Annotated in this window: 27 protein-coding genes; 16 read left to right on the top strand and 11 right to left on the bottom strand. The window is 67.8% G+C overall.

Going from position 1 to position 25,966, the window contains the following annotated elements; genetic code table 11:
• Positions 1 to 122 precede the first annotated feature (122 nt).
• From aceA to ACFXHE_RS36275, 7 genes are all read left to right on the top strand, one after another.
• Positions 123 to 1,412 (top strand): isocitrate lyase, encoded by a 1,290-nt coding sequence (gene aceA, locus ACFXHE_RS36245; RefSeq protein WP_379389181.1) that lies wholly within the window; start codon positions 123 to 125, stop codon positions 1,410 to 1,412.
• Between the two features lie 408 nt (positions 1,413 to 1,820).
• Positions 1,821 to 2,693 (top strand): 3-hydroxybutyryl-CoA dehydrogenase, encoded by an 873-nt coding sequence (locus tag ACFXHE_RS36250; RefSeq protein WP_354847064.1) that lies wholly within the window; start codon positions 1,821 to 1,823, stop codon positions 2,691 to 2,693.
• Between the two features lie 172 nt (positions 2,694 to 2,865).
• Entirely contained in the window at positions 2,866 to 5,181 is a 2,316-nt protein-coding gene (gene metE / locus ACFXHE_RS36255; protein ID WP_379389182.1) for a 5-methyltetrahydropteroyltriglutamate--homocysteine S-methyltransferase, read from the top strand.
• 174 nt (positions 5,182 to 5,355) lie between these two features.
• Entirely contained in the window at positions 5,356 to 5,481 is a 126-nt protein-coding gene (locus ACFXHE_RS36260) for a hypothetical protein (protein ID WP_364620331.1), read from the top strand.
• Between the two features lie 43 nt (positions 5,482 to 5,524).
• Positions 5,525 to 6,229: a helix-turn-helix transcriptional regulator gene (locus ACFXHE_RS36265; RefSeq protein ID WP_379389183.1), complete on the top strand. Its 705-nt coding sequence runs from the start codon at positions 5,525 to 5,527 to the stop codon at positions 6,227 to 6,229.
• Positions 6,230 to 6,337: 108 nt separating this feature from the next.
• Complete coding sequence (locus ACFXHE_RS36270; protein ID WP_354847054.1) at positions 6,338 to 6,718, top strand: VOC family protein; 381 nt, start codon at positions 6,338 to 6,340, stop codon at positions 6,716 to 6,718.
• Between the two features lie 76 nt (positions 6,719 to 6,794).
• The gene (locus tag ACFXHE_RS36275; RefSeq protein WP_364620324.1) at positions 6,795 to 6,986 is read left to right on the top strand and encodes an antitoxin; all 192 of its coding nucleotides are present in this window, start codon (positions 6,795 to 6,797) and stop codon (positions 6,984 to 6,986) included.
• 56 nt (positions 6,987 to 7,042) lie between these two features.
• On the opposite strand, the gene ACFXHE_RS36280 is transcribed toward ACFXHE_RS36275, so the two are convergent.
• Positions 7,043 to 8,095: an NAD(P)-dependent alcohol dehydrogenase gene (locus tag ACFXHE_RS36280; protein ID WP_379389184.1), complete on the bottom strand. Its 1,053-nt coding sequence runs from the start codon at positions 8,093 to 8,095 to the stop codon at positions 7,043 to 7,045.
• Positions 8,096 to 8,201: 106 nt separating this feature from the next.
• Here ACFXHE_RS36280 and ACFXHE_RS36285 point away from each other — a divergent pair, with 106 nt between their 5' ends.
• Both ACFXHE_RS36285 and ACFXHE_RS36290 read left to right on the top strand, forming a co-directional pair.
• On the top strand, positions 8,202 to 8,939 hold the full coding sequence (locus ACFXHE_RS36285; protein ID WP_379389185.1) for a ZIP family metal transporter: 738 nt from the start codon (positions 8,202 to 8,204) through the stop codon (positions 8,937 to 8,939).
• A gap of 64 nt (positions 8,940 to 9,003) precedes the next feature.
• Positions 9,004 to 10,152 (top strand): S1C family serine protease, encoded by a 1,149-nt coding sequence (locus tag ACFXHE_RS36290; RefSeq protein WP_379389186.1) that lies wholly within the window; start codon positions 9,004 to 9,006, stop codon positions 10,150 to 10,152.
• On the opposite strand, the gene ACFXHE_RS36295 is transcribed toward ACFXHE_RS36290, so the two are convergent.
• The 5 genes from ACFXHE_RS36295 to ACFXHE_RS36315 form a co-directional block, all read right to left on the bottom strand.
• Complete coding sequence (locus ACFXHE_RS36295) at positions 10,149 to 10,715, bottom strand: vitamin K epoxide reductase family protein (protein ID WP_379389187.1); 567 nt, start codon at positions 10,713 to 10,715, stop codon at positions 10,149 to 10,151. The genes ACFXHE_RS36290 and ACFXHE_RS36295 overlap by 4 nt on opposite strands.
• On the bottom strand, positions 10,715 to 11,509 hold the full coding sequence (locus tag ACFXHE_RS36300; RefSeq protein WP_379389188.1) for a DsbA family protein: 795 nt from the start codon (positions 11,507 to 11,509) through the stop codon (positions 10,715 to 10,717). Before ACFXHE_RS36300 ends, ACFXHE_RS36295 begins: the two co-directional genes overlap by 1 nt.
• A 163-nt stretch (positions 11,510 to 11,672) precedes the next feature.
• Positions 11,673 to 12,524, bottom strand: a complete 852-nt coding sequence (locus ACFXHE_RS36305; RefSeq protein ID WP_379389189.1) for a polyphosphate kinase 2 family protein — start codon at positions 12,522 to 12,524, stop codon at positions 11,673 to 11,675.
• A gap of 68 nt (positions 12,525 to 12,592) precedes the next feature.
• Positions 12,593 to 13,300, bottom strand: coding sequence for an ESX secretion-associated protein EspG (locus tag ACFXHE_RS36310; RefSeq protein WP_379389190.1), 708 nt, complete (start codon positions 13,298 to 13,300; stop codon positions 12,593 to 12,595).
• A gap of 126 nt (positions 13,301 to 13,426) precedes the next feature.
• Positions 13,427 to 14,056, bottom strand: coding sequence for a TetR/AcrR family transcriptional regulator (locus ACFXHE_RS36315; RefSeq protein WP_379389191.1), 630 nt, complete (start codon positions 14,054 to 14,056; stop codon positions 13,427 to 13,429).
• An 83-nt stretch (positions 14,057 to 14,139) separates the two neighbouring features.
• Between ACFXHE_RS36315 and ACFXHE_RS36320 the strand changes: the two genes are divergently transcribed.
• Positions 14,140 to 15,096, top strand: a complete 957-nt coding sequence (locus ACFXHE_RS36320) for a hypothetical protein (protein ID WP_379389192.1) — start codon at positions 14,140 to 14,142, stop codon at positions 15,094 to 15,096.
• Positions 15,097 to 15,132: 36 nt separating this feature from the next.
• Here the strand turns inward: ACFXHE_RS36320 and ACFXHE_RS36325 are convergent, their stop codons facing one another.
• From ACFXHE_RS36325 to ACFXHE_RS36335, 3 genes are all read right to left on the bottom strand, one after another.
• On the bottom strand, positions 15,133 to 16,374 hold the full coding sequence (locus ACFXHE_RS36325; RefSeq protein ID WP_379389193.1) for a saccharopine dehydrogenase family protein: 1,242 nt from the start codon (positions 16,372 to 16,374) through the stop codon (positions 15,133 to 15,135).
• 25 nt (positions 16,375 to 16,399) lie between these two features.
• On the bottom strand, positions 16,400 to 17,833 hold the full coding sequence (locus tag ACFXHE_RS36330; RefSeq protein ID WP_379389194.1) for an ABC1 kinase family protein: 1,434 nt from the start codon (positions 17,831 to 17,833) through the stop codon (positions 16,400 to 16,402).
• Positions 17,834 to 17,943: 110 nt separating this feature from the next.
• Complete coding sequence (locus tag ACFXHE_RS36335; protein WP_379389195.1) at positions 17,944 to 18,684, bottom strand: TetR/AcrR family transcriptional regulator; 741 nt, start codon at positions 18,682 to 18,684, stop codon at positions 17,944 to 17,946.
• Between the two features lie 186 nt (positions 18,685 to 18,870).
• On the opposite strand from ACFXHE_RS36335, the gene ACFXHE_RS36340 reads away from it, so the two are divergent.
• From ACFXHE_RS36340 to ACFXHE_RS36365, 6 genes are all read left to right on the top strand, one after another.
• Complete coding sequence (locus ACFXHE_RS36340; RefSeq protein ID WP_379389265.1) at positions 18,871 to 20,166, top strand: DUF445 domain-containing protein; 1,296 nt, start codon at positions 18,871 to 18,873, stop codon at positions 20,164 to 20,166.
• Positions 20,167 to 20,302: 136 nt separating this feature from the next.
• Positions 20,303 to 20,839, top strand: coding sequence for a helix-turn-helix domain-containing protein (locus ACFXHE_RS36345; RefSeq protein ID WP_051152945.1), 537 nt, complete (start codon positions 20,303 to 20,305; stop codon positions 20,837 to 20,839).
• Entirely contained in the window at positions 20,836 to 21,504 is a 669-nt protein-coding gene (locus ACFXHE_RS36350) for a heparin-binding hemagglutinin (protein WP_379389196.1), read from the top strand. The genes ACFXHE_RS36345 and ACFXHE_RS36350 overlap by 4 nt, the downstream gene beginning before the upstream one ends.
• A gap of 180 nt (positions 21,505 to 21,684) precedes the next feature.
• The gene (locus ACFXHE_RS36355; RefSeq protein ID WP_354847175.1) at positions 21,685 to 21,981 is read left to right on the top strand and encodes a DUF2516 family protein; all 297 of its coding nucleotides are present in this window, start codon (positions 21,685 to 21,687) and stop codon (positions 21,979 to 21,981) included.
• Positions 21,982 to 22,163: 182 nt separating this feature from the next.
• Positions 22,164 to 23,186, top strand: a complete 1,023-nt coding sequence (locus ACFXHE_RS36360) for an alpha/beta fold hydrolase (RefSeq protein WP_379389197.1) — start codon at positions 22,164 to 22,166, stop codon at positions 23,184 to 23,186.
• Positions 23,187 to 23,333: 147 nt separating this feature from the next.
• On the top strand, positions 23,334 to 24,338 hold the full coding sequence (locus tag ACFXHE_RS36365; RefSeq protein WP_379389198.1) for an alpha/beta fold hydrolase: 1,005 nt from the start codon (positions 23,334 to 23,336) through the stop codon (positions 24,336 to 24,338).
• 59 nt (positions 24,339 to 24,397) lie between these two features.
• On the opposite strand, the gene purU is transcribed toward ACFXHE_RS36365, so the two are convergent.
• Both purU and ACFXHE_RS36375 read right to left on the bottom strand, forming a co-directional pair.
• Entirely contained in the window at positions 24,398 to 25,279 is an 882-nt protein-coding gene (gene purU, locus ACFXHE_RS36370; protein ID WP_379389199.1) for a formyltetrahydrofolate deformylase, read from the bottom strand.
• A gap of 83 nt (positions 25,280 to 25,362) precedes the next feature.
• Positions 25,363 to 25,911: a GNAT family N-acetyltransferase gene (locus ACFXHE_RS36375; RefSeq protein WP_379389200.1), complete on the bottom strand. Its 549-nt coding sequence runs from the start codon at positions 25,909 to 25,911 to the stop codon at positions 25,363 to 25,365.
• Positions 25,912 to 25,966 lie beyond the last annotated feature (55 nt).

A 25,966-nucleotide genomic window follows, 5' to 3' on the forward strand; every position in this document is an offset into this window, starting at 1 on the left:
TCGCGGGCCTAGCAAGTCTGCAAATTGCCCCTCCAGCAGTGGTCGAACATCCTCGCTCCCCCATCCGGTGCGTGGTTCGATCCGCGGGGCTACCGAGACCGAACGAAGAAGTGGAGTCAGAGATGTCGAAGGTCGGCACCCCGAAGACCGCTGCGGAACTTCAGCAGGATTGGGACACCAACCCCCGCTGGAAGGGCGTCACCCGCAACTACACCGCCGATCAGGTTGTGAAGCTGCAGGGCACCGTCGTCGAGGAGCACACCCTCGCCCGCCGCGGTGCCGAGATCCTCTGGGATCTCGTCAACAACGAGGACTACATCAACTCCCTGGGCGCCCTCACCGGTAACCAGGCCGTGCAGCAGGTCCGCGCGGGCCTGAAGGCCATCTACCTGTCGGGTTGGCAGGTCGCCGGTGACGCGAACCTGTCCGGCCACACCTACCCGGACCAGTCGCTGTACCCGGCCAACTCGGTTCCGGCCGTGGTCCGCCGCATCAACAACGCGCTGCTGCGCGCCGACGAGATCGCCAAGGTCGAGGGTGACACCTCGGTCGCCAACTGGCTGGCCCCGATCGTCGCCGACGCCGAGGCCGGCTTCGGTGGCGCGCTGAACGCCTACGAGCTGCAGAAGGCCATGATCGCCTCCGGCGCGGCCGGCGTGCACTGGGAGGACCAGCTGGCCTCCGAGAAGAAGTGTGGCCACCTGGGCGGCAAGGTGCTGATCCCCACCCAGCAGCACATCCGCACCCTGACCTCCGCGCGTCTGGCCGCTGACGTCGCCGACGTGCCGTCGGTGATCATCGCCCGCACCGACGCCGAGGCCGCCACCCTCATCACCTCCGATGTGGACGAGCGCGACCGTGAGTTCCTGGACGGCACCCGTACCGCCGAGGGCTTCTTCGGTACCAAGAACGGCATCGAGCCCTGCATCGCGCGTGCCAAGGCCTACGCCCCCTACGCCGACCTCATCTGGATGGAGACCGGCGTGCCGGACCTCGAGGTCGCGCGCAAGTTCGCCGAGGCCGTCCGTGGCGAGTTCCCGGACCAGCTGCTGGCCTACAACTGCTCGCCGTCCTTCAACTGGAAGGCGCACCTGGACGACGCGACCATCGCGAAGTTCCAGCGTGAGCTCGGCGCCATGGGCTTCAAGTTCCAGTTCATCACCCTGGCCGGCTTCCACTCGCTGAACTACGGCATGTTCGACCTGGCCTACGGCTACGCCCGCGAGGGCATGACCGCCTTCGTCGACCTGCAGGAGCGCGAGTTCAAGGCCGCCGCCGAGCGTGGCTTCACCGCCGTCAAGCACCAGCGTGAGGTCGGCGCCGGCTACTTCGACACCATCGCCACCACCGTTGACCCCAACACCAGCACCGCTGCGCTGAAGGGCTCCACCGAAGAGGGCCAGTTCCACTGAGACTCCCCCGCCTCTCCGGGCCTTCAGCGGCCGGCAGAGAGCCGTTGGCACTGGGCAACCCGTGCCGGCGGTTGGGTGCCGAACCGATTTAGGACGTACCCGGGGAGTTACCCGGACCTCACGAAATCAGTTGTCGCCTTTGGCAACTGACCGAGGACAACCCTCGGGGCGGCAGTCGCATCACAACTTCGGCCACCTCGGGGACCCGGAACTTCGCCGGGAGGGGATGGCAAGCCTCCTCCCGGCGAAGTTCACCCGCCCTTCCCGTCGACAGCCCCGGCGGGGAGGGCATTTTCCTATAGCGTTTTTTACGAGAGCTTTCTCGAGACCTTAAGAAGGCGCAGGGTCGTTTCCGTTAGTACGACGCCTTCATCCACAGCCACGACGGCCAAACAGCAGGAGCGGGACGTGAGCAGCGAAAAGATTCAGCGCGTCGGCATTATCGGCGCCGGACAGATGGGCGCGGGTATCGCAGAAGTCTGCGCCCGGGCACATGTCGATGTCCTCGTCTTCGAACAGACCCGTGAGCTCGCCGCCGCCGGCCGGGCCCGCATTCTGCGGTCGCTGGACCGCGGGGTGTCCAGCGGCAAGATCACCGAGCGCGAGCGGGAGCAGGCCGCCTGGCGGCTGCGCTTCACCTCCGACCTCGGCGACTTCGCCGACCGTCAGCTGGTCGTCGAGGCCGTCGTGGAGAACGAGGACGTGAAGACCGCCATCTTCGCCGAACTCGACAAGGTCGTCACCGATCCGAACGCGGTGCTGGCCTCCAACACCTCCTCCATTCCGATCATGAAGATCGCCGTGGCGACCAACAACCCGGAGCGGGTGGTCGGCATGCACTTCTTCAACCCGGTGCCGGTGCTGCCGCTCGTCGAGCTGGTCACCACCCTCAAGACCACCGAGACCGTCACCAAGCGCGCCGAGCAGTTCGCCGCCGACATCCTGGGCAAGCAGGTCGTGCGCTCCGCCGACCGCTCCGGCTTCGTGGTGAACGCGCTGCTGGTGCCCTACCTGCTCTCCGCCATCCGCATGGTCGAATCCGGTTTCGCCACCAAGGAAGACGTCGACAAGGCCATGGTGCTGGGCTGTGCCCACCCGATGGGCCCGCTGGCGCTCACCGACCTGGTCGGCCTCGACACCGTGAAGTCCATCGCGGACTCCATGTACGCGGAGTTCAAGGAGCCGCTGTACTCCGCGCCGCCGCTGCTCATGCGCATGGTCGAGGCGGGCCTGCTGGGCAAGAAGGCCGGTGCAGGCTTCTACCAATACAACCGCGCGTGATCTGAGCCTTTCCATGGCGTTTCGATGCGCTCACGCGGGTGGTCGCGTGAGCGCATCGTGTTTTTTCACCCAAGGTGCGCGCCGCCGGGCATGTGGCGGCGTCCACCGCAACCGGGCATAAGCTGCAACCAGGTCGTTCGGGACCGGCAGCTCGGAAGGAGTGTCCGTTCAGATGGTCAACGTCACCGACGGGTTCGGATCCAGCATCCTGGGATACCCGCGGATCGGTCCGCATCGGGAACTCAAGCGCGCGCTCGAGTCCTATTGGCACGGCACGCTGTCGCGCGACGAGCTGCTCGCCGTCGGGCGCGAGATTCAAGAAAGCCAGTACCTGGAGCTGGCCGCCACCGGGCTCACGCAGGTCCCGGGCAACACCTTCTCCTTCTACGACCACATTCTCGACAACGCGCTGCTGTTCGGCGCGGTCCCGCAGCGGTTCGAGCCCTTCCGAGAAGGCTTGGACCCGTTGGACTTCTACTTCCTGATGGCTCGTGGCCGGCCGGATCTGCCGCCGCTGGAGCTGGTGAAGCTGCTGAACACGCCGTACCACTACCGGCAGCCGGAACTCGAGCCCGACGCCGAATTCTCGCTGCACCCCGAGGCGCTGCTGGACGAGTTCGATCGCGCCAAGGCGGCCGGCATCGAGCTGCGGCCGGTGATCCTCGGACCGCTGTCACTGCTGCTGCTGTCCAAGACCGGCCACGTCCCCGGCGAGACCGAATTCGACAAGCTGGTGCTGCTGGACAAGCTGCTGCCGGTGTACGAGGAACTGTTCGAGATCCTCGCCAAGCGCGGCGCCACCTGCGTGCAGCTGGACGAGCCCTGCTTCACCAGCGACCGTTCGCCGTCCACCATGGAGCTGTTCGAGAAGACCTACCAGCGCCTGTCCAAGGCCCCGCTGCGCCCGCGCATGCTGGTCACCGGGCAGTATGGCGATTTCGGTGCGGCCATCGAAATCCTGTGCCGCACTTCGGTGGAGGCCATCGGTCTCGACCTGGCCAGCTACCGGGTCGTGCCGGAGGAACTGGCCAAGATCCCCGGCATCAAGCGCAAGCGGCTCTACGCCGGTGTCATCAGCGGCACCAATGTGTGGCGCGCCGACCGGTTCGTGACGCTGGAATACCTCAACGCTCTCGCCCAGGTCTGCCCCGACATGGTGGTCTCCACCGGCGCCACGCTGCTGCACGTGCCCTACGACGTGCTCGTCGAATACGAGCTCGAGGGTCCCGTCGCCGACCGCCTCGCCTTCGCCAAACAGAAGGTGCTGGAAGTGGTTTCGCTGGCCAAGGCCCTCACCGAGGGTCCCTCGGAGAAGTGGCGCCGGAAGCCGACCTCGGTGCACTTCAAGCAGAAGCACGCGGTGCGCCAGCGCGTCTACGCCGTCACCCCGCAGATGCGGGTGCGCGAGCCCTACGAGACGCGAAAGGTCGCGCAGCAGGCCAAGCTTCGGCTGCCGGTGGTGCCCGCCACCACGCTGGGCTCGTTCCCGCAGACCGAGTCGGCCCGGCAGGCCCGCCACGACCTCGGTCAGGGCCGGCTGTCCTACGAGGAGTACCGCAAGCGCATCGAAGCCGAGATCGAGTCCACCATCCGGCTGCAGGAGGACATCGGCCTCGACGTGCTGGTGCACGGCGAGCACGAGCGCAACGACATGATCCAGTACTTCGCGGAGCTGCTGGACGGCTTCGCCACCACCCACTTCGGCTGGGTGCAGGTGTACGGATCCCGGTGCGTGCGACCGCCGATCGTGTACGGCGACGTGTCGCGCCCCGAGCCCATGTCGGTGTCGTGGACCGCGTATGCCCAGTCCCTCACCGACAAGCCGGTCAAGGGCATGGTCACCGGTCCGGTCACCATGCTGGCCCGCTCCTTCGTGCGCCAGGATCAGCCGCTCTACGAGACCGCCGACCAGGTGGCGCTGGCCATCCGCGACGAGGTGGTGGATCTGGAGAAGGCGGGCATCGCCATCATCCAGGTGGACGAGCCGTCCATCCGCGAGCTGCTCCCGCTGCGCAAGAAGGGGCAGGCCGAATACCTGCGCTGGGCCGTCGGCGCGTTCAAGCTGGCCACCTCCGGCGTCGCTGCGGAAACCCAGATCCACACGCACATCGGCTATTCCAGCCGCGGTGACGTGGTGGCGGCCATCGAGGAACTCGACGCGGACGTCACCGCCATCGTCGCCACCCGCTCCATCGAGTGGGTGCTGGAGGCGCTGAAGGAGGACTGCGCCGAAGGCCGCGGTCTCACCCACGGCGTCGGCCCGGGTGTGTACGAGTCCCGTTCCGCCCGTATCCCGGACATCGACGAGCTGGACGAATTGCTCACCGCCGCAGCGGAGGCCGTCACCCCGGAACGCCTGTGGGCCAATCCGGACGGCGGCCTGAAGACCCGCCACCACTGGCAGCTCGACCCGTCCCTGCGCAATATGGTCGCCGCGGCCCGCCGCGTCCGCCGCCGCGCGGAGGCCGCCGCGGGCGAGACCGCATGAGGAAGTAACGAAACCGCCTGAGGCAGTAGCGAAGCCGCTGAGGCGGTAGCGCTCACCCCGGAGCCCCGGTCCGATCCTCCGATCGGACCGGGGTTCCGTGCGTCCGGCGTCACGAATCGGTCATGAACCGACGATTAGCGTGCGGGACACAGGTTTTCGAGAAAGGCAGTGGGCATGGATCCGACGGGCAAGAGCGATCAGCCGGTGGACGATCCCGAAACCGAGAAGCAGTACAACGACACCTACAACCAGAAGGGGGATCAGGTGCCGCCGGATCCGCCCTGGAAGTCGGGGCGCTGAGCGCCGACCCGGGATTGTCGGTGGGTGCCGCTACGGTGTGGGCGTGAACCGCACGGATCGGCTCTACGCGATTGTCGAGGAGTTGCGGGCAGTGTCCCCGCGGCTGCGGACCGCACGGGAATTGGCCGCGCGGCACGGGGTGAGTGTGCGCACCGTCGAGCGGGACATCAGCGCGCTACAGCAGTCGGGGGTGCCCATCTACGCCGATGTGGGGCGGCGGGGTGGGTACGCGCTGGAGAAGAGCATGTCGCTGCCGCCGCTGAACTTCACCGCGGCCGAGGCGGTGGCGCTGGCGGTCGCCGTGGCCCGCGCCGACGATGGGCCCTTCGCGGCGGCCGGGCGCAGTGCCCTGCGCAAGATCCTGGCCGCCATGTCCCAGCAGAATGCCGACGCGGCACGGCAATTGGCGTTACGGGTGCGCTTGCTGGAGTCGCCGGAGGCCATCGCGCCGATGCCGATCCCGGCCGAGGTGGAGCAGGCGGTGGTGGCGCGGCGCGTGCTGCGCATCGAATATCTGGATGGCTCCGGGGTGCTCAGCGAGCGCGAGGTGGAGCCCGTGGCGCTGCTGCACGGGACCAACGGCTGGTATCTGCTGGCCTGGTGCCGGCTGCGCGACGAACCGCGCAACTTCCGGCTCGACCGGATGAAGGGCATCGAGCTGACGGAGTGGACCGGGCCGGAGCGGACCATCGACATGTGCCGCCCGGACGAGCCGGTCCACGAGGTGCGGATGATCTCGCTCGGCTAGGCCGGCGAACACCGACAAATAATCCGGAAACACCGACACAGGGTTGTCGCCTGGCCCGGAGATCGTGGTGGGGCAAGGAAATCCACCATGACTCTTCGGGAGACAGAGATGACCACTCCGCCCTTCAACACCGTCGCCTGGTTCCAGGTCGGCAGCAATGAGCCCGAACAGGTGAAGGCCTTCTACCGGGAACTGTTCGGCTGGAACTTCGCTCCGGACCCGGACGAAGACGGCAAGTACGACATCGTCACCTACCCGGGTAACGAGATGCCCGCGGGCGGTATCGCACATCAGGACGACGCCTCCGGCAACCACGCCATCTTCTATGTGCTGGTCCAGGACGTGCCCGCGGTACTGGCCGCGGCCGAGCAGGAAGGCGGCAAGGTCTTCCTGCAGCCCGTCACCGCCAAGAACGGCCTGGTCTTCGCCGAGCTGCTCGACACCTCGGGCAACCGCTTCGGCGTCTTCAGCCCGCCGCCCGCGAACTGAGCCCCACCGCTCCCGCCGCGCCGCGGAGATAGCCTGTCACGGAGGTTGATTCGAGACAGGAGTGTGGATCGTGGGCATGTTCGACCAGTTGAAGGATGCGGCGGGCAAGGCGGCGGAGCTGGCGGGTCAGCACGCCGACAAGCTGGAGCCGCTGATCGACAAGGCCGGCGATCTGGTGGACCAGCAGACCGACGGCAAGTTCGCCGGTGCGGTCGACAAGGTGCAGGACGCCGCCAAGCAGGCCCTGCGCGAGCAGTCGGGACACTAAGCGGCACAGGGTGTTTCGCGCCGGCCGGGCGGCCGTCGCGAAACACGCCCGCGGCCTCACATGGTGGCGGCGTCGATGACGAAGCGGTAGCGCACGTCGGAGGCGATCACCCGCTCGTAGGCCTCGTCGATGCGGTCGGCGGCGATCACCTCGATCTCCGCGCCGATGCCGTGCTCGGCGCAGAAGTCCAGCATCTCCTGGGTCTGCGGAATGCCGCCGATCATCGAGCCGGACAGCGAACGGCGGAGGCCCGCCAGCGCGGAAGCCCGCACGCTGTAGGGCTGCTCGGGTAGCCCGAGCGCCACCAGGCTGCCGTCCAGCCGCAGCAGTTTGAGATAGTCCTCGATCGGCAGGTCGGCGGAGACGGTATTGATGATGAGGTCGAAGGATCCGCGCAGCTTCTTGAAGGTGTCGCGGTCACCGGTGGCGTAGTAGTGGTGCGCCCCGAACCGCAGGCCGTCCTCCTGCTTGGACAGCGAGTGGCTGAGCACGGTGACCTCCGCGCCCATGGCTGCGGCGATCTTCACGCCGATGTGCCCGAGCCCGCCCATACCGATGATGGCGACCCGCTTGCCCGGTCCGGCGTGCCAGTGCCGCAGCGGCGAGAACAGGGTGATGCCCGCGCACAGTAGCGGCGCGGCCACATCCAGCCCGATGCCCTCCGGAATGGCCAGCACGAAGCTCTCGGTCACCACGATCTGCGTGGCGTAGCCGCCGAGGGTGCGCCCACCCGCCTGCTGTTCGGCGGGCACCGGGCTGTTGTAGGTCCAGACCGCCCCGTTCTCGCAGTACTGCTGTTCGCCGGCCAGACAGGGGTCGCAGTGTCCGCAGGAGCCGACCAGGCAGCCCACCCCGACCCGATCGCCGACCCGGTGCCGGGTCACCTCGGAGCCGACCGCGGCCACGATGCCGGCGATCTCGTGGCCGGGCACGCACGGGTAGGCGGTTCCGCGCCACTCGTTGCGGGCGGTGTGGATGTCGGAGTGGCAGATACCCGCGTACTTGACGTCGATCAGCACGTCGTACGGGCCCAGTTCGCGGCGCTCGATGGCGATCTTCTCGAAGGCCCCGTCCGGGGCGGAGACCGCGTAGGCGGTAGCAGTGCTCATGAAGTCATGCCTACTCCCGCATGCCCGAAATGACCAACCGATCGTCCGATTTCTCACGCGCGGCGCGGCGTGGCAAACCGGCCGCCAACGGCGTCATGCTGGCGGAATGGCCATTCTGCTCTCCCTGCTCTCCATGTGCGCAACCCTGATCGGCGGGCTGCTGGCGGTGCACATCGGTGATCGCAAGCGGCTGGTGCTCGGCCTCGCCGCGGGCGTCATGCTGGGCGTGGTGGCCTTCGATCTGATGCCCGACGCGCTGGAACAGGACAGCCGCATCGCGCTCGGCGTGCCGGTGCCGCTGCTGGCCGCGGTGGTCGGTTTCTTCACCGTGCACGTGATCGAGCGCTCGATGGCCCTGCACACCGGCTACGAGGACGAATTCGTCGCGCACCGGCACAATCACGACTTCTCCTCGCTCGGCCTGCTCGCGGGCGCGGGCCTGGTGTTCCACTCCACCCTCGACGGCCTCAGCATCGGCTTCGGTTTCCAGGCCGGCGCGGCGGTCGGCGTGGCGGTGGCCATCGCGGTCATCTGCCACGACTTCGCCGACGGATTCAACACTTTCACCCTGACCACGCTGTACGGCAATGCCCGCACACGCGGCCTGGTCATGCTGGGACTGGATGCCGTCGCCCCGGTGGTCGGCGCGATCATCGGCACGCTGGTGCGGGTGCCCGCCGAACTCGTCGGCCTGTATCTCGGCTATTTCGCGGGCTTCCTGCTCTATCTCGCCACGGCCGATATCCTGCCCGAGGCACATGCGGGCAAACCCGCCCGGGGACCGCTGCTGTGCACCCTGGCCGGGGTGCTGGCCATGTTGGCTGTTGCGGCACTGAGCCATTGAAATACTGGTACACCAATAGACAGACATGCTCGAGCCGGCGGGCGAACCGCAATCGGGAGGGTCCGTGGACAGCGACACGCGCGGGGTTGATCCGGCGGGCGGCGCTACCGGTCCCTACCCGTCCCGGGGCCGTCGGCCCGGCCGGGGCGGGCGCGTCCTGGCACTGGTCGTCGCCGCCGTTCTCGGCATCACCGGATTCCTCGGCTACCGCGGCGAACTGCCGCGCTGGCCGTTCCGCGACGATGCCACCACGGCCGAGCTGGCCGGCCCGTCGCTGCCGCCGCTGGATGTCGATCTGGTCTCGCGGGTGGCCGAACCGGCGCTGGTGAACATCACCGCCGGCATCCGCCCCTACGGCCTGGGCGCGGCCGGCTCCGGCATCGTGCTGACCGCCGAGGGCGAGGTGCTCACCAGCCACCACGTCATCAAAGGCGCTGACACCGTGACGGTTTCGGATGTCGGCACCGGCGCGACCTACACCGCCACCGTCGCCGGCTACGACTCCGGCGCCGATATCGCCGTGCTGGATCTGAACGGCGCCGGCGGGCTCCCGGTCGCCCATATCGGCAATTCCGCCCCACTGCACCTGGGCGACGCCGTGCTGGCCATCGGCAATGCGGGCGGCACCGGCTCGCCGACCGCGGTGGGCGGGCCCATCACCAATCTGGATTCGGCCATCGTGGCCCGCAATGCCGCCGACCTGTCGCGGAAATCGTTGCACGGCATGATCGAGGTCGCGGCCGCGGTGGCCGCCGGGCAGTCCGGCGGCGCGCTGGTGGACCGCTACGGCTCGGTCATCGGCGTCATCACCGCCGCCTCGGGCGACACGCAGAAGGCAATGGGCAAGGGCCCCAACGGTTATGCCGTGCCCATCGACACCGCCATGAACGTGGTCCGCCAGATCCGTTCCGGCACACCGACCGACACCGTGCACATCGGCCCCACCGCCACCCTGGGCATCCTCACCTCCGACGCGCAGCCGGCCGGCGCGCGCATCGACGTGTCCATCTACGGACTGCCCGCCTACGAGGCCGGACTCACCGACGGCGAGGTCATCACCGCCCTCGACGACCGCGCCATCACCAGCTCACAAATGCTGAAAGCCGCACTCAACGCCCATAGACCCGACGATGTGGTGCGGCTCGAGGTCAGCGACCCGAACGGCGGACACCGGACGGTGAACGTGACGCTCACCGTCGGCCCGCCCAACTAGAACTTGCTGTTCCAGTACGACTGGAACTGGAGGTACACGATCAGGATGACCACCGCGTAGAAGACGGCGACCAGCGTCCACCGCCACTCCACCAGGATCTGCAGCAGTCCCCGCGAGCGTCCCCACAGCAGGTTGGTCACGATGGCCAGCAGCGCCGGCGTCACCGCCCACACCACCATGCACCACGGGCACAGCGCGTGAATCTTGAACACCGCGTCCCACACCAGGTAGCAGATGAACGCCACACCGAGCAGCAAGCCGAACCAGAGGGCGCCGAAGAACCAGCGCGGTAGGGCAATTCCGTACACCACCAGCACGCCGATGGTGACGACCACCGAGAACCCCACCACGCCGATGATCGGATTGGGGAATCCGAACATCGCCGCGGTCGGCGATTCCATGACCGTCGAGCACGAGAGAGTCTGATCGATGGAGCAGATCGGCTTGTAGCCGGGCTCGGTCAGCAACTTGAACTTCTCGACCAGCAGCGTCACCGACGCCGCCCAGCCGATCAACGCACCCAGCAGCAGCGGCCAGGCCGAGCGGGGACCCGCCGCGATCATCACTTGCTCGCGTTCTCGATCGCCGAGGTCATGCCGCCCGGGCTCATCAGCGTCTTGGCGTCCTGCACCTGGCTGCCGTTCACGTACACGGTCGGGGTGGACTGCAGGCCGGTGGCGAAGACCGCCTTGGTCTCGTCCTTCACGAACTGGATGTACTTGCCGTCCCGAATGTCCTGCGCCACCTGCGGATCGGTGTATCCGGCGTCGGCCGCGATCTGGATGAGCTGGTCATCGGTCATGCCGTTGCCGTTCTCCGGCGGCTGCTTGCCGAACATGGTGCCCAGCCAGGCCTGGAACTTCGACGGGTCCGCGCCGGCGACCACATAGGCGGCATTGGCCGCGCGGGTCGAGTACTGGTTGCCGTTGGAGGCCCGGTCCAGGAAGGAGATGATGTTGTAATCGATGGTGGCGGAACCGTTCTGGACCGCCTTGGCCAGCACGTCGGAGTTGTAGCCCTCGAACATCTTGCAGGCCGGGCACTGCAGGTCGGCGACGATCTGGATCTTCGCCTTGGCGTCCGGATTGCCGATGCGGATGGCGCCACCGGGGGTGACGTTCGGCGGAACCGCGCCCGTGCTCGGATCGTGGGTGACGGCCGGGGCGAACGAGCCCGACGACGCGGCCGGCGTGCCCTTGTTGTCGTCGTGCTTGCGGATCGCCAGACCGATGCCGATGGCCGCCACCAGACCGACCAGGACTGCGGCCACGCCGACCTGGATGAAGATCTTGCGGTTGCGTTCGGCCCGCGCCGCTTTCGCGAGCGGATTTTTACGGTCACCCGGTTTAGTGCTCACCTCTGTGCTCACCACGCCTTCCGTTGTCACGACACGTGCGCGCCCATCTTCACCCGAGAACCTGAGAGATTCCTGCATGTGCGCGTGCCGAGTCGCGCCTGGTCCGCGGCGACGAGCGATTTTCCGTGGTCAGCGGCGAGAATTCACCCGGTAGGGGTGTGAATCACCCCTGGATGAGACGTTTTTTCTGTTCGGCGATATCGAACTCCGCGGGCGGCCAGTCCAGCTTCAGGCCCTGCAGGGCGTCGATGAGCAGTTCGGTGACGGCCAGCCGTGCGTACCACTTGGAATCGCAGGGCAGCACGTACCAGGGCGCGTAGTCGGTATTGGTGCGATCCAGCACCGCCTGGTACGCCTCCTGGTACTGCGGCCAGTACGCACGCTCGTCGATGTCGCCCGGGTTGAACTTCCAGTACTTGTCGGGCCGGTCCAGCCGCTGCATGAGCCGCTTCTTCTGTTCGTCCAGCGAGACGAACATGGCCACCTTCACCACGGTCGTGCCGTCGTCCACCAGCTTGCGCTCGAACTTGTTGATCTCGTCGTAGCGCTTGCCCCACACCTCCGGCGCGACCAGATCGTGCACCCGCACCACCAGCACGTCCTCATAGTGCGAGCGGTCGAACACGCCGAGCTGCCCGCCGCGCGGCAGCTTCTTGCGAATGCGCCACAGGTAGTGGTGCTTCTGTTCCTCCGGCGTCGGCACCCCGAAGGCCGCGTGGTCCACGCCCTGCGGGTCCACCGAACCGATCACGTGCCGGACGATGCCGCCCTTGCCCGCGGTGTCCATGCCCTGCAGCACCAGCAGCACGCTGCGGGTGTCACCGGAACGGCCGTTGGCGTAGAGCTTTTCCTGCAGATCCGACAACACTGCGCGGCGTTCCTCGAGCAGGGCCTCGCCGGCGCGCTTGTCGCCCTTGAAACCCGGAGTCGCGGATGTATTCAGATCGTTCACCCTGACGCCATCGGCGCGTAGCGCCTTGGTGACCGGTTTCGACCAGGATGTCGCCTTCGCCATTCATCATGCCTAGCACGGGGGCGTGGTTTCCCGCAGGCAACCGCGCCGAACCCGTCCGGTGCCCGCACTCAAACCCGGGCCAGTTGCACCAGGTGCGCGGCCAATTCCTCATCGGTGACCGGGGTCAGGGTGAGGTCGGCGGCCGTGGTCAGCAGGTAGCGGCCGTCGCCGGAGAAATCCAGCCAGGTGCGATGCCGGGTCGGCGGCGACAGCGGATTCGCCGGTTCGACCGTGACGGTGATGAATCCGCGCCCGTCCACCGGTTCCCGCAGTTTGCGGCGGAAGCGGTCGGCCTCCGCGCCGGTGCCGGCGGCGTCGGGATACAGCACCGCCTGCTGCGGTTCGCGCAGCGGCTCCAGCCGTCCCGGCGGCGCCGACCCGATGACCTCCACCAGTTCCCGCCCCAATTGCTCAGCGGGACACAGCGATACCGTCACCGCATCCGGCAGCGAGACCAGAATGCCCACCCGCTGCTGTGCCACCGCCGCGAAGGCGAGAATGCGCCGGGCCTCCGGGCCGGCGGTGCGCTCGCCGTACAGGGTGACGGTGGTGGTGTCGGTGCGGGCGCACAGGGCCAGTGCCGCGGCCAGGTCGGGATCGGTGCGGCGCAGGAAGCGGGCCGGCGCTCCGCCCGGGGTGATCGGCCCGAATTGCGATGCGTCGTCGGGATTCTCGGGTGTCGCCGGAGTCGTGTCGAGCGGATAGGGACGGCGTTCCAGATCGGTTTCGCGGGTCCAGATCATCGCGAACTCGTCCGGGGTCAGGATCCATTTCACGTGGCCGACCCCCCTTTCTTGGGTACCACCTCCGTCCCGTCCGCGACCCTACCGGAGAGATTCTGCGGGTGCTGCCTGTCACCGGCACGCGCAATCTGTGACCTGCCGCACTCATTCGGCGGGTTGCTATCGCCGGGTGGCGTAATCGGCGAGTCCCGCTACGGCCGTGTCGAATCCGTCGGTCGCCGCTCGGATCACGGTGGCGTGCACCGTCTCCGGGTCCGCACCCGCCAGCGTGGCCCGGCGGATCTCCGCGTGCAGCGCGCGATCCAGGCCCGCGAGGGCAGCCGCGACGAGCCGCGCGGTGGGGTCGTCCGGGCTGGTACCGGTGGCCTCGGCGAGCGCCTCGGCCAGCGCCGTCTCGGTCTGCTCGCCGAGCCGGCGCAATCGGGCCTGCAGGGCGGGACTGTCGTCGATCAGGCGCCAGAAGGTGGTGGCGCCGGGGGAGAGGCCGAGGGTGGGATCGTCGCGCCGCACCCGGTCGAGGAAGGCGCGCCGCACGGCCGCGGCCGCCGACTCGCCCGGCACCCGGTCGCGCACCGCGGTGGCGAGCCGGTTCGCGACCTCGTCCTGACGGTCGAAGAACAGGTCCTCCTTGGTCGGGAAGTAGTTGAACGCCGTGTTGACCGAGACGTTCGCGGCGCGCGCCACCTCGGCGACGGTCACCTTGTCGAAGCCCTTCTCCACGAACAACGCCATGGCGGCGTCGGCCAATGCGGTCCGGGTGGCGCGCTTCTTCTCCTCGCGCAGTGCCAACGACCTCTCCTTCCTGTCGCAAGGCAGTATAGGTGTGACACTAAAATTGGTGTGACACCAAAATTCGAGGTACGGTCGGACCCATGACGCTCAGATTCGGCATCTATGCCGGCGGACTCGCCGGCGATCAGTTCGGCAATGTCACGCCCGGCCCACCGGAACAGGCCGACCGCATCACGGCGGCCCTGGACGAACTGCACGGCGAGCATCCGTTCGTGGTGCGCGGCTACGTCCTCTACAGCGACGCGCGCGGTGGATTCCAGGAGGCCCCGCCGCAGCCCTGGCAGTACGCCACGGCGCACCGGAAACTCGATCTGGTGGTGTGCTTCCACGAACCCGGCGACGACCTCACCGGCTGGCTCGCGTTCCTGCGCAAGCAGATTCGCGACTACGGACCGGCGCTCTGCTCACTGCAGATCGCGGAGGAGCCCAACCATGCCGGACCCGGCGGCAACGGCGGCTACCCGCAGGTCCGGCAGGCCATCATCGAGGGGGTGCGCGCCGCCCGCGCGGAGGTGGACCGGCTCGGCCTCGCTGTCCGCATCGGCTGCAACTCGACACCGATCTTCGATCCGGCACAGGAGTTCTGGACCGATCTGGGCCGCCGGGGCGGGCGCGAATTCGCCGCCGCGCTCGACTATGTCGGCCTGGATTTCTTCCCCGACGTCTTCCGCCCGATCGCCGCCGAGAGCCTGGAAGCCGCCATCACCGCGGTGGTGACCGCCTTCCGCCGCGAAAGCCTGGCAGCTGCGGGCATTCCGGCCACCACCCCCATCCACATCACCGAAAACGGCTGGGCCACCGGGCCGGACCGGTCCTGTGCGCGGCAGGCCGAGATGCTCGGGACCGTGGTGCGCCTCGTAGACGGCCTGGCCGGCGAGCTCAACATCACCACCTACGAGCACTTCGGCCTGCGCGACTCCTACAGCGATCAGGGCGATATGAACCTCGAATTCGGGCTCCTGCGTTCGGATTACACGCCGAAGCCCGCCTTCGATCGCTACCGCGAGCTCATCGCGGAATACAGCACTCCGGCGTGATCGCCGTGGTGCGCCGGACATGATCGCCGCGGCGCGTCAGGCGGGCGCGACCTCGATGGTGATGCCCGCCGCGCGCAACCGCTCGGTCAGCGCGTCACCCATGGCCGAGGCCGGGGTGAGAATGCCCGCCAGTTCCGGCAGGCTGTCGAAGGCCAGGCACAGGCCGGACTGGCCCAGCATGACCGAGGTGGCCTGATAGCCCGGGTCACCCTTACCGGCGAAGGTGCACTCGTACTTCGCGCCCGAGGTGGTGTGCGCGAAGGTGCGCATGGTGAACCAGCCGCTGCGCCGGGCCTGCTCGCTCGGCCCGGTGCCCGGCTTGGGCACGATGCGGTCGATCAGCTTGCGGCCCACGGCCACTCGCGAGAGCACCGCGCCCGCCGCCATGGTGGCCACGATCCCGCCCGCGATGCTCGCGGCGACCAGCGGCGCGGTGGCCGAGGAGCCCGCGCTCATGACCTCCCGGTAGCGGAAGTTCTTGCCGTACGGCCAGCCCAGCAGGCCATTGGAGCGGCGCACGATCTTGGTGTTGTGCGCGCCCATGAAGAAGGTCGCCACCCAGCCGTCCAGGCTCGGATCGATGGCCGAGGCCCGCGAGAGCGCCTGATCGCTCTGGCGGCCGACATCGGGCTCCATGGCCTTGTCGGGGCTCAGCGAATACGGGTGCGACATCAACGACGCCTTGCTCGGATCCTCCGCGATGGCCTCCATCATGGCCCGCCCGGAATCGATGGTGCCGCCGCTGGCCCCACCCTTGAGCCAGGCCACCAGGGTGACGTCGGTGAGCTCGCCGGCGTTGTCCGCGACACTGCGCCTGTACAGCTGATACACGCTCAGATCCGACGGAATCGAGTCGTAGCCACAGGAATTCACGATCTTCGCGCCGGTCTCGGCGGCCCGCTCGCCGAAGCGGTCGATGCACTCCCGGATGAACAGCGGCTCACCGGTGAGATCGGCGTAGTGCGTACCCTTCTCGGCGCACGCCTGCACCAGCGGCAACCCGTAGCGCAGGTAGGGGCCCACGGTGGTGACCACCACCGAGGTGCGCGCCGCCAGCGCGTCCAGGCTGGCCTGATCGGTGGAATCCGCCTGCACCAGCGGCCATTCCGCCGCCGCGGCCCCGAGTTCCGTGCGCACGGCGGCCAGCTTCTCCGGCGACCGCCCGGCCAGCGCGATGCGCGCATCGACCGGTGCCGCCTCGGCGAGATACTGCGCGGTCAGCTTGCCTACGAAGCCGGTCGCCCCGAATAGGACGATGTCGAATTCCCTGTTGGCCATGGCTCTCTTTCCCGTTGGTGAGGTTTCACGCCTTGGCGGCGCGCTTACGGGTCTTCTTGGTCGGCCCCCCGGTGGTCGGCGCCGGAGCCGGGCGGCTCGCCAGCCAGTTGTGATGGGCGCGGCCGAGTTCGGTGACCGGCTCGTCCCCGTAGAGCCACTCGCGCGCGATGCGATGCCAATTGCCGGTCGCCTCCAGCTGCCCCAGCATGCCGAAGGTGAGGAAGTCGGCCCGCCGGGAGAACAGGTGCTCGGGCGGCAGATTCTGCTGCTTCATCCCGGTGAACTCGCTGGCCCGCGGATCCACCGCCAGAACGAAAGCGCCGGAGGCCAATTCGGGGGTGATGGTGAGATCCTCGTCCACCAGCGCCCACTCGCAGGCCGCCAGCACGTATTCCAGGCACTCCTCGGGCGTGATCTCCTCCGGCGAATCGATGACCCCGCGCTCGACCATGAGATCGCGCAGATCCTCGGCCCGCTCCTCGGCCGCGGCGCGAATACAGATGGCCTCGAACTGCACGTGCTCGGGATCCATCCGGTTGAAGAGCCCGAAGTCCAGGAACGCCACCCGGCCGTCCGTGCCCAGCAGCAGATTGCCCGGATGCGGGTCGCCGCAGAACTCGTTGAAGGTGAACAGCGAGCCCACGTAGAAGCGGTAGATGATCTCGCCGATCCGATTGCGTTCCGCCGCGGGCAGTTCCCGGATCTCGTCGAAGCCGCGGCCCGGGAAATACTCGCTCACCAGCACGCGGGTGGTGGACAGTTCCGGGTAGGTGCTCGGCACCACGATGAACGGGTGCCCGGTGAACAACTCCGAAATCTGTTTCTGGGTAGTGGCTTCCGCGACGTAGTCGAGTTCGCTCTCCAGATTCAGGCGCAGTTCGTCCAGCACGGCCGGGGTCACCCACGGCATGGCCGACTGCAGGATGCGCCGGAACATGGCCAGGTTCTTCAGATCCGCGCGCACCGCGACGTCGATGCCCGGGTACTGCACCTTCACCGCGACCTCGCGGCCGTCGTGCAGCGTCGCTTTGTAGACCTGCCCGATCGAGGCCGCGGCCACGGGTTCCGGATCGAATTCGGCGAAGACGGCTTCCAGCGGCTGCCCGAAGTCCTCCTCGATGACCGCCCGCATCACCTCGAACGACACCGTGGGCGCGCTGTCGCGCAGTATCGCCAGCCGGCGCTGGAACCGCTCCCGATGCTCCGGCGGCACCAGATCCAGGTCCAGCACGGACAGCATCTGCCCGAGCTTCATGGCCACACCCTTCATGGTGCCCAGCACCATGACCATCTGCTCGGTGGCCCGGATCATGGACTCCTCGGCCATCCGCGCCCGCACGGCCTCGGAGCGGCCGCGCATGGAGCGTCGAGTCTTCTGGGCGCGCAAGGCATTACCGGCGACGGCAATTCCCAGCTTCGTCCCCCGCGCAAGCCTGGATGTGGGCAGCTCTTTCGCCATAGTGACCCTCCATGGGAGCCAACACCCCCGTTGGTGCCGACACGGCGGGCACCCCGTGGTGTGGTCCGCCGGGTTCAGCCTAACCACACTGCGAACTCGAGTGCTAGCCGTCAGCTAGCACTGTTTTCGCGGTTTTCCGGGTCCGGCAGCACGTGCGGGCGCGCGTTGAAGTAGTGCCGGTCGCCGCCCGCGCGGACCATGCCCTCGATGGCGCTCCAGGCCATCATCGTGAGGTAGTCGAGCATTTCCTCGCTGGACATGGTGCGGTTGGAGATCCACCAGTCGGTCGCCAGCTGCACGCCACCGACCAGCACGTAGGACCACAGCATCGCGCCTTCGGTCTGGATGCCGCGGTCGAAGGACTTGTCGATGATGACCGCCGAGACCACCTGCGCGAAGAGCTTCTCGAAATCGGCGAGGGTGGAGGTGTCGGTGGCCGAGCCGTTGCCCATGATGAACCGGTAGACGTCGGTGTCCGAGTCGACCGTGTGCACATAGGCCGCCAAGGTATTGCGGACCAGCTGATACTCGTCGAGGTCGTCGCTGATGGCCTCGTAGATGCGCGGCATCAGCGTGGTCTCGATGAACCGCTCCATGGTGGCGCGGGTCAGGTCCTGCTTGTCCGAGAAGTACCGGTAGAGCACGGTTTTCGAGACGCCGATCTCGGCGGCGATCTCATCCATGCCGGCGTCGCCGCCGCGCTTGCGGATGGCGGCGAGGGTGCCGTCCACCAGCTCCTCGCGCCGGTCGATCTTGTGCTGTTGCCAGCGGCGTTTGCGGCCGTCGACACGACCACCGCGTGGACCGGTGGCCGCCTCCACGGCGGCACTCACGCTGCCTTTGGTGGTCACGCTGCGTTGGCTCCTTGTTCGCGTCCTGGGCCTGGGCCTATTCAGCTTAAGCCTCCCATGCTGTGGATCGTCGCCGATCGGGAAGGGCCCGGTGGCGGGGAGTTCATCACACCACGCGCCAGAATGGACGATATGGAGCAACCTGCCGGCGGTGCCGGGGTACTCGACACGACCGAGCCGAAGCCGATGAAGACCACACCCAACGGCGGCGGAGCGTTCGCCGATCTCCTGGACGAAGAGGGCAAGAAGCGCGAACTGTGGCGCATGAAGGCCATTGCCACCGGCTTTCTCGCCGCGGCCACGATCATCTATATCGTCTGCGCCTGGATGAGTTCGCGCGGCGCGGGTGGTGAGTGGGTCGGCTATGTGAAGGCCGCCTCCGAGGCCGGCATGGTCGGTGCGCTGGCCGACTGGTTCGCCGTCACCGCGCTGTTCCGGCATCCGCTGGGCCTGCCGATTCCGCACACCGCGATCATCCGCAAGAAGAAGGATCAGGTGGGCGCCGGACTCGGCGAATTCGTGCGCACCAATTTCCTGTCGCCGGAGGCCGTCGCCGTCAAGGTGAATTCCGCGCAGATCCCGCTCCGGCTGGGCCGCTGGATGGCCGAACCGGCGCACGCGGAACGCATCTCCGACGAGAGCGCGACCATATTGCGCGCGGTCATCGGCGTGCTGCGCGACGAGGATGTCGAGCAGATCATCGACAACACCATCGTCAAGCGCATCGCCGAGCCGCTGTGGGGTCCGCCCATCGGCAAGGTGCTCAACGAGCTGATCGCGGACAACCGGCAGGCTCCGCTGCTGGACCTGCTGGCCGAGCGTGCGCACCAGTGGGCGCTGGACTCGCAGGAGACGCTGGACCGCATCGTGAACCGGGACGCGCCGTCCTGGGCCCCGAAATTCGTGAATTCGCTGCTGGCCGAGCGCATTTATCGGGAGTTGGTGGAATTCACCTGGAAGGTGCGCACCCAGCCCGATCACGAGGTGCGGCTGGCGGCGAATCGCTTCCTCGAGGATTTCGCCCACGATCTGCAATTCGACGACGCCATGATCGAAAAGGCGGAGAAGATCAAGACCGAGCTCATGGGCCGGCGCGAGGTCACCGGGATGGCGCAGGCCACCTGGCGGGCGGCCAAGCGCATGATCCTCGAGTCGGCCGACGATCCGAATTCCACGCTCCGCCGCAAGGTGGCCGACAATGTGCAGCAGCTGGGCGAGCGGCTCTCGACCGACGCCGCCATGCGGGACAAGGTGGACGGCTGGCTCGAGCGCGGCGTCCGGTACCTGGTCACGAACTACGGCGCCGAGTTCGCGTCGCTGGTCAGCGACACTGTTGCCCGCTGGGATGCGGAGGAGGCCAGCCGCAAGATCGAATTGGCGGCGGGCAAGGATCTGCAATTCATTCGCATCAACGGCACGGTGATCGGTTCGCTGGCGGGCCTGGTCATCTATGCCGCCTCCCATTTGCTGTTCAATGGCTGAACATTTGACCAATAAGCGCTGCGGGCGGAGCGCCGGCTGTTTGCCACGCGCCATTCGGTGAACTGCGCTAGCAGAGCGCTTGCAAGAGTTAGCACCCCGTCCTAGAATTGACCGCACAACCGCCGGAAGGTGAGTGATGAAGCACGATCCCGAGGTTCCCGAACCGATCGAGGGCGACAGCGCGGAGACGTCCGCCGCCGGAGATCGGACGGGTCGCGTAGCCAACGCGGCTCACGACATCGGGGGCTTCATCCGGGCGCAACGCGAGGCCGCCCAGGTCTCGCTGCGTCAGCTCGCACAGCTGGCGGGGGTGAGCAATCCGTACTTGAGTCAGATCGAGCGCGGGCTGCGCAACCCGTCCGCCGAGGTACTCGCCCAGATCGCGAAGGGTCTGCGGGTCTCCTCGGAGGTCTTGTACATGCGGGCCGGGTACCTCGAGCAGAGGCCGCACGGCCCTGTCCGGGATGCCCTGCTGGCCGATACCGGCTTGACCGAACGTCAGAAGCAGGTCCTCCTGGACATCTATGAATCGTTTTGCCGGGAAAACCAGGCGAACGAGGACAGAGGGGACGCAACGGAGCTAATGGGGGGCGTTCCCGGGGGAAACAGGGACAACGAGGTTCCGCACCGCACAACCGAAGTTCCGCCACGCCAGGAGAGCGAACCATCATGACCGAATCGAACCTGACCGCGACCGTGACCAAGCCGATCTATGCCACGGTCGGAGCGGGTGACGCCATCTACGCCGCCGTGCTCGACGCCGTCTCGCAGATCCGCGAGCGCGCCACCTCCGCCGACGTCCAGGGCCGCATCGACGAGGCCCGCGAGCGCGTCGCCAACCTCCCGGCCGACCTGCAGGAGCAGGCCGAGACCCTGCGCCAGCGCGTGCAGGCGCTGCCGTCCGAGCTGCCCGAGGACCTGGCCGAGCTGCGCGAGAAGGCCACCGCCGAGGAGCTGCGCAAGCTGGTCGACCAGTACTACCACCAGCTGCTGGACCTGTACGCCGACCTGGCCGCCCGCGGCGAGGAGACCGTCGAGAAGCTGCGCAGCAACCCGGCTTTCGAGGAGCGCTTCGAGCAGGTCGAGACCCGCTACAACGACCTGCTGTCGCAGACCCAGGACATCATCGGCAAGGTGAGCGACCAGGTCGGCCCCTACATCGGGCTCGCCGGTAAGGAAGAGGCCGAGACCGAGGAGACCGTCGACGCCGAGGTCGTGGACGTGACCACCGAGACCGCTCCGGTCGAGGACGACGCCCCGGTCAAGAAGGCTGCCGCCAAGAAGGCTCCGGCCAAGAAAGCTGCCCCCGCCAAGAAGGCTGCCCCCGCCAAGAAGTAGATCTCGCACTTCGCGAAAAAGCTTGTCGCCCTCGCACACTCACGTGTGCGAGGGCGACCGCGTTTCAGGGGAACGCAGTCACCCTCCGAAGGGTTCGGTGCTGCCGGGCGGTGTGGGCATCGGCGTTCCGCAACCCGTGTCGTGGTGAGAAGCCCTGGTGGGCAGGGCTTCACCCGTATGATGGGTGAGGTGATGGGAATCCCCAGCTTGATCTTGACGGTGTTGCAGCTGTGTGCGCTCGGCATGACGGTGTTCGCGCTCGTGCACGCGATTCGCCAGCGCCCGGATGCCTTCACGGCCGTGGACAAGCTGACCAAGCCGGTGTGGATCGCGATTCTGCTGGCGTCGCTGGGCGCCCTGCTGCTGGCGCAGACCCCGGTGGGGATTCTGGGTATCGCGGCGATCGTGGCCACCGGCGTCTACCTCGCCGATGTCCGGCCCAAGGTGGATGAGATCCAGCGCGGGCCGCGCTGGTAACCCGCGTTCGAGACACTCGACCGCCACTCCGGATCATCCGGGTGGCGGTCATTTTTTGTTCACATCAATGCGCTGGCCAGGGGTGAGGTGGGTTCCGGCTCGGGAACTTTTCGGGTGCTTGCACTAGCAAGCACGGGCCGGCGCGGGTTACTGTATCTAGCAGTAACACAAAGGAGTGTCCTATGCGGGCAATGCTGCCTCACCGGGCGGACCTCAGCCGGAAGTTTCGTGACCTGGTGCGCGAGCACCGGGCGGACCTGCGCACCCGGACCTACGGCAATGCGGATCTGAATCCGCCGGCCGGTCCCTGCGAGGTCGTCCCGGTCACCGCCTCCGATGGCGCCCGGCTCCGGGTGCACGCCTACGGCCCGGCCGACGGCGATGTGATCGTTCTCGTGCACGGCTGGACCTGCTGCCTCGAATACTGGAACCCCCAGATCAACGCCTTCGCCGGCGAATACCGCGTCATCGCCTACGACGTGCGCGGCCACGGCGAGAGCGACGAGGGCACCGCGCCGCTCACCACCGACCAGCTCGCGGACGATCTCGCCGATGTCCTGGACGTCGTGCTGAAGCCGGGCCGGCGTGCGGTGCTGGTGGGGCACAGCCTGGGCGGCATGACGATTCAGGCCTGGGCGGGCCGGTATCCGCAGCGGGTGCGGCGGCAGCTGCTCGCGGTGCTGCTCACCAATACCGCGGCCGGCGACCTGATCGCCGAGACCACCGTGGTCCCGTTCTTCAATCGGGGTATCGCCAAGCTGCCGTTCCTGATCGGCCTGCTCGGGCTGAGCGCCCCGATTCTCTTCCCGCCGATCCTGCCGGTGATGTGGGTGTTCCGACGGCAGATCATGAGCCTGGCCGCGGTCGGCGATGTTGCCGCCTTCGGCCTGAACATCGTGCGCTCGTGCCCGGCGCGGGTGCGCGGCCGGTTCGGGACCCTGCTGTCCTACCTGGATGTCGGGCGCGGGGCGGCCAGGCTGACCGTGCCGACCACCGTCATCGCCGGGTCGGCCGACGATATGACCCCGCCGGTGCACTCGGAGCGGATCGTCGAGATGCTCACCGCGACCGGCAGCCTGGACGGGTACCGGATCCTGCCGACCGGTCACCTGGGGAATGTGGAGGCGTACCGGGAGTTCAATGCCGAACTCGACCGGATCGCCAAGTCCGCGTTCGGAATCCCCGCACGGGTGGTCGGCGCCTGAGGGGTGGGCTCGCCCACCCCTGAGGTTCCTTAACAGAGACGGCAGTCACGACGAACATAGTTGTAGAGCAAGAAGATATATCCCTGCTTGCTATTGCAAGCACCTTGGTTAGCGCGTTACGGTGGTCTGGAACACAAAGGAGTGCTCATGCTGGTGAAACTGCCAGAGGCCGGTGTCGGCGCCGACGCGCTGACCGCGCCCTTCCGCTCCGGGCTGCGGTCCCGGAACTACCGGACCGCATCGCTCAATACCCCACGGCCCACCGAGGTCATCCCCGTCACCACGCGTGACGGCGCGAAGCTGCGCGTACACGCCTACGGTCCGGCCGACGGTGAGGTCATCGTGCTGGCGCACGGCTGGTCCTGTGCCATCGAATACTGGAACCCGCAGATCAATGCCTTCGCTGGCGAATACCGCGTGGTCGCCTTCGATCAGCGCGGCCACGGCGAAAGCGAAAGCGGCACGCGCACTTTCAGCGCCCATCAGCTCGCAGACGACCTCTCCGATGTGCTCGACGCGGTACTGCGTCCGGGCCGGCGGGCGGTGCTGGTCGGGCACAGCATGGGCGGCATGACCATTCAGGCGTGGGCCGACCGCTATCCGCACCAGGTCCAGCATCGGGCCTCGGCAGTGCTGCTGGCTACCACCGCCGCGCGTCAGATTCCCAACCGCGCCACCGTGATTCCGCTGCTCAACGATGTGATCCCGGGCCCGGACTGGCTGGCGCTGGCGCTGTTCGGCACGCCGGTGCCGCTGCCCGGCGGCCCCGCGGTCAACCTGATCGCCAAGCATCGGCTGATGACTCCGGCCGCCACCCGTGACCAGATCCTCTTCGGCACCTCGATCGTCCGTTCCTGCCGCCCGTCGGTGCGTGCGGCCGTGGCCCGGGGCCTGCTCGAACTCGATCTGCACGGTGCCGCAGCGCATTTGACGGTCCCGACCACGGTGATCGCGGGGTCGCACGATCGGCTGCTGCCGGAGGTGCATTCGCGCGAGATCGCCGACACCCTCGCCGCCGCCGGACATCTCGACCGGTACACCATTCTGCCCACCGGGCATCTGGTGAACATCGAGGCCGAGAAGGCGTTCAATGTGGAGCTGCACCGCGTGATCCGCCGGTCGCGCCGCGCCCCGGTCGCCGTCGCCGGCTGACCTCGGAAACGACAACGCCCGCCCTGGGAAAACCGGGGCGGGCGTTGGCTTTTCGGGTCCTATTCGAAGACGACGGTGCGGCGGCCGTGCACCAGCACCCGGCCCTCGAGATGCCAGCGCAGGCCGCGGGCCAGCACCACCCGCTCGATATCGCGGCCCTGGCGGACCATGTCGCGCACGGTGTCGGAGTGGTCGATGCGGGTGACGTCCTGCTCGATGATCGGGCCCGCGTCCAGCTCGGCGGTGACGTAGTGGCAGGTCGCGCCGATCAGCTTGACGCCGCGGGCGAAGGCCTGGTGGTAGGGACGCGCGCCGACGAAGGACGGCAGGAAGCTGTGATGGATATTGATGGCCTTGCCCGCCCAGTGCTCGCACAGCTCCGACGGCAGCACCTGCATGAACCGGGCCAGCACCACGGCGTGCGGGTCGTGCGCGTCGACCAGGTCGCGCACCTGCTCGAAGGCCGGGCCGCGTTCGGCCGGGTCCTTGGGGAAGGGCACGTAGTGGAACTTGACGCCGTGCGCCTCGGTCATGCCGGCCAGGTCCGGGTGATTGCCGATGACGGCCTCGATGGTGGCGGGGAGCTCGCCGCTGGTGGCCCGGCCGAGCAGGTCGTGCAGGCAGTGGCCGTCCTTGGAGACCAGCAGCACCGCGCGGCGGCGTTCACCGGAGTCGTGCACCTGCCAGTCGGTTTCCGGGCCGAGGTCGGCGGCGACGGCGGTGAAGCGGCTGCGCAGCTCGTCCAGATCGAACGGCACGGTGGCGGCCTCGAGCGCCTGCCGGGTGAAGAACCACCCGGTTTCCAGGTCGGAGTGGTAACCCGCCTCCACGATCGACCCGCCGAAATCGGCGATGAACGAGGTGATGCGGGCGATGATGCCGGGACGATCCGGGCAGCCCAGGGTGAGCACGTAACGACGGTCGTCCAGGGTGGAACTCATACCGGATATCCTCCCAGCAACCGCCGGGCACCGGATCAAAGGGGTGATTCAGTGGCCCCGCTCACCCGCATGCCGGGCCGCGGTCACAGCATGTAGAAGGCGTCGGCGTAGCGGAATTCGCCCTTGATCTCGAGTTCGTAGGCGGTGAGCGGGCGGACCTGGAAGTGGGTGGCCCACTCCGGCTGGTCGGGGACGATGCCCAGCCGGCTGCCCGGGGCGAAACCGAAGCGCGGGTAGTACTCGAGGCTGCCGAGCAGGCCCACCAGTGGTTCGTCGAGAGCGTCGGCGGCGCCGAGGGCTGCGTGCATGAGAGCCGAGCCGATGCCTTTGCCCTGAAGGTCGGCGCGAACGCCGATCGGGCCCAGCGCCAGCACCGGGAACGGGCCGATGCCGGCCCGGGTGAGGCAGACGTGCCCGACGATCTGATCGTGGAACTCCGCCACCAGCGACAGGGTCGGGATCCAGGCGGATCCGTCGTCGCGGAGGAGGTGGACCAGACCGACTTCGACGGGGTCGCCGATCGGCTCGGAAGAGGGGGTATCACCGTCGGCATCCGCGGAGCGATCGAAGGCGCTGCGGTGCACCGCGTCGATCGCGGCGGCATCGCCGGTACGTTCACGACGGATCAGCACGCCTACAAGTCTGCGCGACAACGGTGGCGGCCCGCAACGAAATTCGCCTGGCGTG

It is taken from the genome of Nocardia sp. NPDC059229 (assembly GCF_042754165.1).
GTDB lineage: Bacteria > Actinomycetota > Actinomycetes > Mycobacteriales > Mycobacteriaceae > Nocardia.

Bases quoted from the DNA above. Each gene is read 5' to 3' on its own strand.
- ACFXHE_RS36350 (WP_379389196.1), top strand. From the start codon at position 20,836: ATGACCGAATCGAACCTGACCGCGACCGTGACCAAGCCGATCTATGCC.
- ACFXHE_RS36365 (WP_379389198.1), top strand. From the start codon at position 23,334: ATGCTGGTGAAACTGCCAGAGGCCGGTGTCGGCGCCGACGCGCTGACC.
- ACFXHE_RS36325 (WP_379389193.1), bottom strand. From the start codon at position 16,374: ATGGCCAACAGGGAATTCGACATCGTCCTATTCGGGGCGACCGGCTTC.
- purU (WP_379389199.1), bottom strand. From the start codon at position 25,279: ATGAGTTCCACCCTGGACGACCGTCGTTACGTGCTCACCCTGGGCTGC.
- ACFXHE_RS36285 (WP_379389185.1), top strand. From the start codon at position 8,202: ATGGCCATTCTGCTCTCCCTGCTCTCCATGTGCGCAACCCTGATCGGC.
- aceA (WP_379389181.1), top strand. From the start codon at position 123: ATGTCGAAGGTCGGCACCCCGAAGACCGCTGCGGAACTTCAGCAGGAT.
- ACFXHE_RS36280 (WP_379389184.1), bottom strand. From the start codon at position 8,095: ATGAGCACTGCTACCGCCTACGCGGTCTCCGCCCCGGACGGGGCCTTC.
- ACFXHE_RS36330 (WP_379389194.1), bottom strand. From the start codon at position 17,833: ATGGCGAAAGAGCTGCCCACATCCAGGCTTGCGCGGGGGACGAAGCTG.
- ACFXHE_RS36305 (WP_379389189.1), bottom strand. From the start codon at position 12,524: ATGGCGAAGGCGACATCCTGGTCGAAACCGGTCACCAAGGCGCTACGC.
- ACFXHE_RS36360 (WP_379389197.1), top strand. From the start codon at position 22,164: ATGCGGGCAATGCTGCCTCACCGGGCGGACCTCAGCCGGAAGTTTCGT.
- ACFXHE_RS36275 (WP_364620324.1), top strand. From the start codon at position 6,795: ATGTTCGACCAGTTGAAGGATGCGGCGGGCAAGGCGGCGGAGCTGGCG.
- metE (WP_379389182.1), top strand. From the start codon at position 2,866: ATGGTCAACGTCACCGACGGGTTCGGATCCAGCATCCTGGGATACCCG.
- ACFXHE_RS36320 (WP_379389192.1), top strand. From the start codon at position 14,140: ATGACGCTCAGATTCGGCATCTATGCCGGCGGACTCGCCGGCGATCAG.
- ACFXHE_RS36270 (WP_354847054.1), top strand. From the start codon at position 6,338: ATGACCACTCCGCCCTTCAACACCGTCGCCTGGTTCCAGGTCGGCAGC.
- ACFXHE_RS36260 (WP_364620331.1), top strand. From the start codon at position 5,356: ATGGATCCGACGGGCAAGAGCGATCAGCCGGTGGACGATCCCGAAACC.
- ACFXHE_RS36340 (WP_379389265.1), top strand. From the start codon at position 18,871: ATGAAGACCACACCCAACGGCGGCGGAGCGTTCGCCGATCTCCTGGAC.
- ACFXHE_RS36345 (WP_051152945.1), top strand. From the start codon at position 20,303: ATGAAGCACGATCCCGAGGTTCCCGAACCGATCGAGGGCGACAGCGCG.
- ACFXHE_RS36355 (WP_354847175.1), top strand. From the start codon at position 21,685: ATGGGTGAGGTGATGGGAATCCCCAGCTTGATCTTGACGGTGTTGCAG.
- ACFXHE_RS36295 (WP_379389187.1), bottom strand. From the start codon at position 10,715: ATGATCGCGGCGGGTCCCCGCTCGGCCTGGCCGCTGCTGCTGGGTGCG.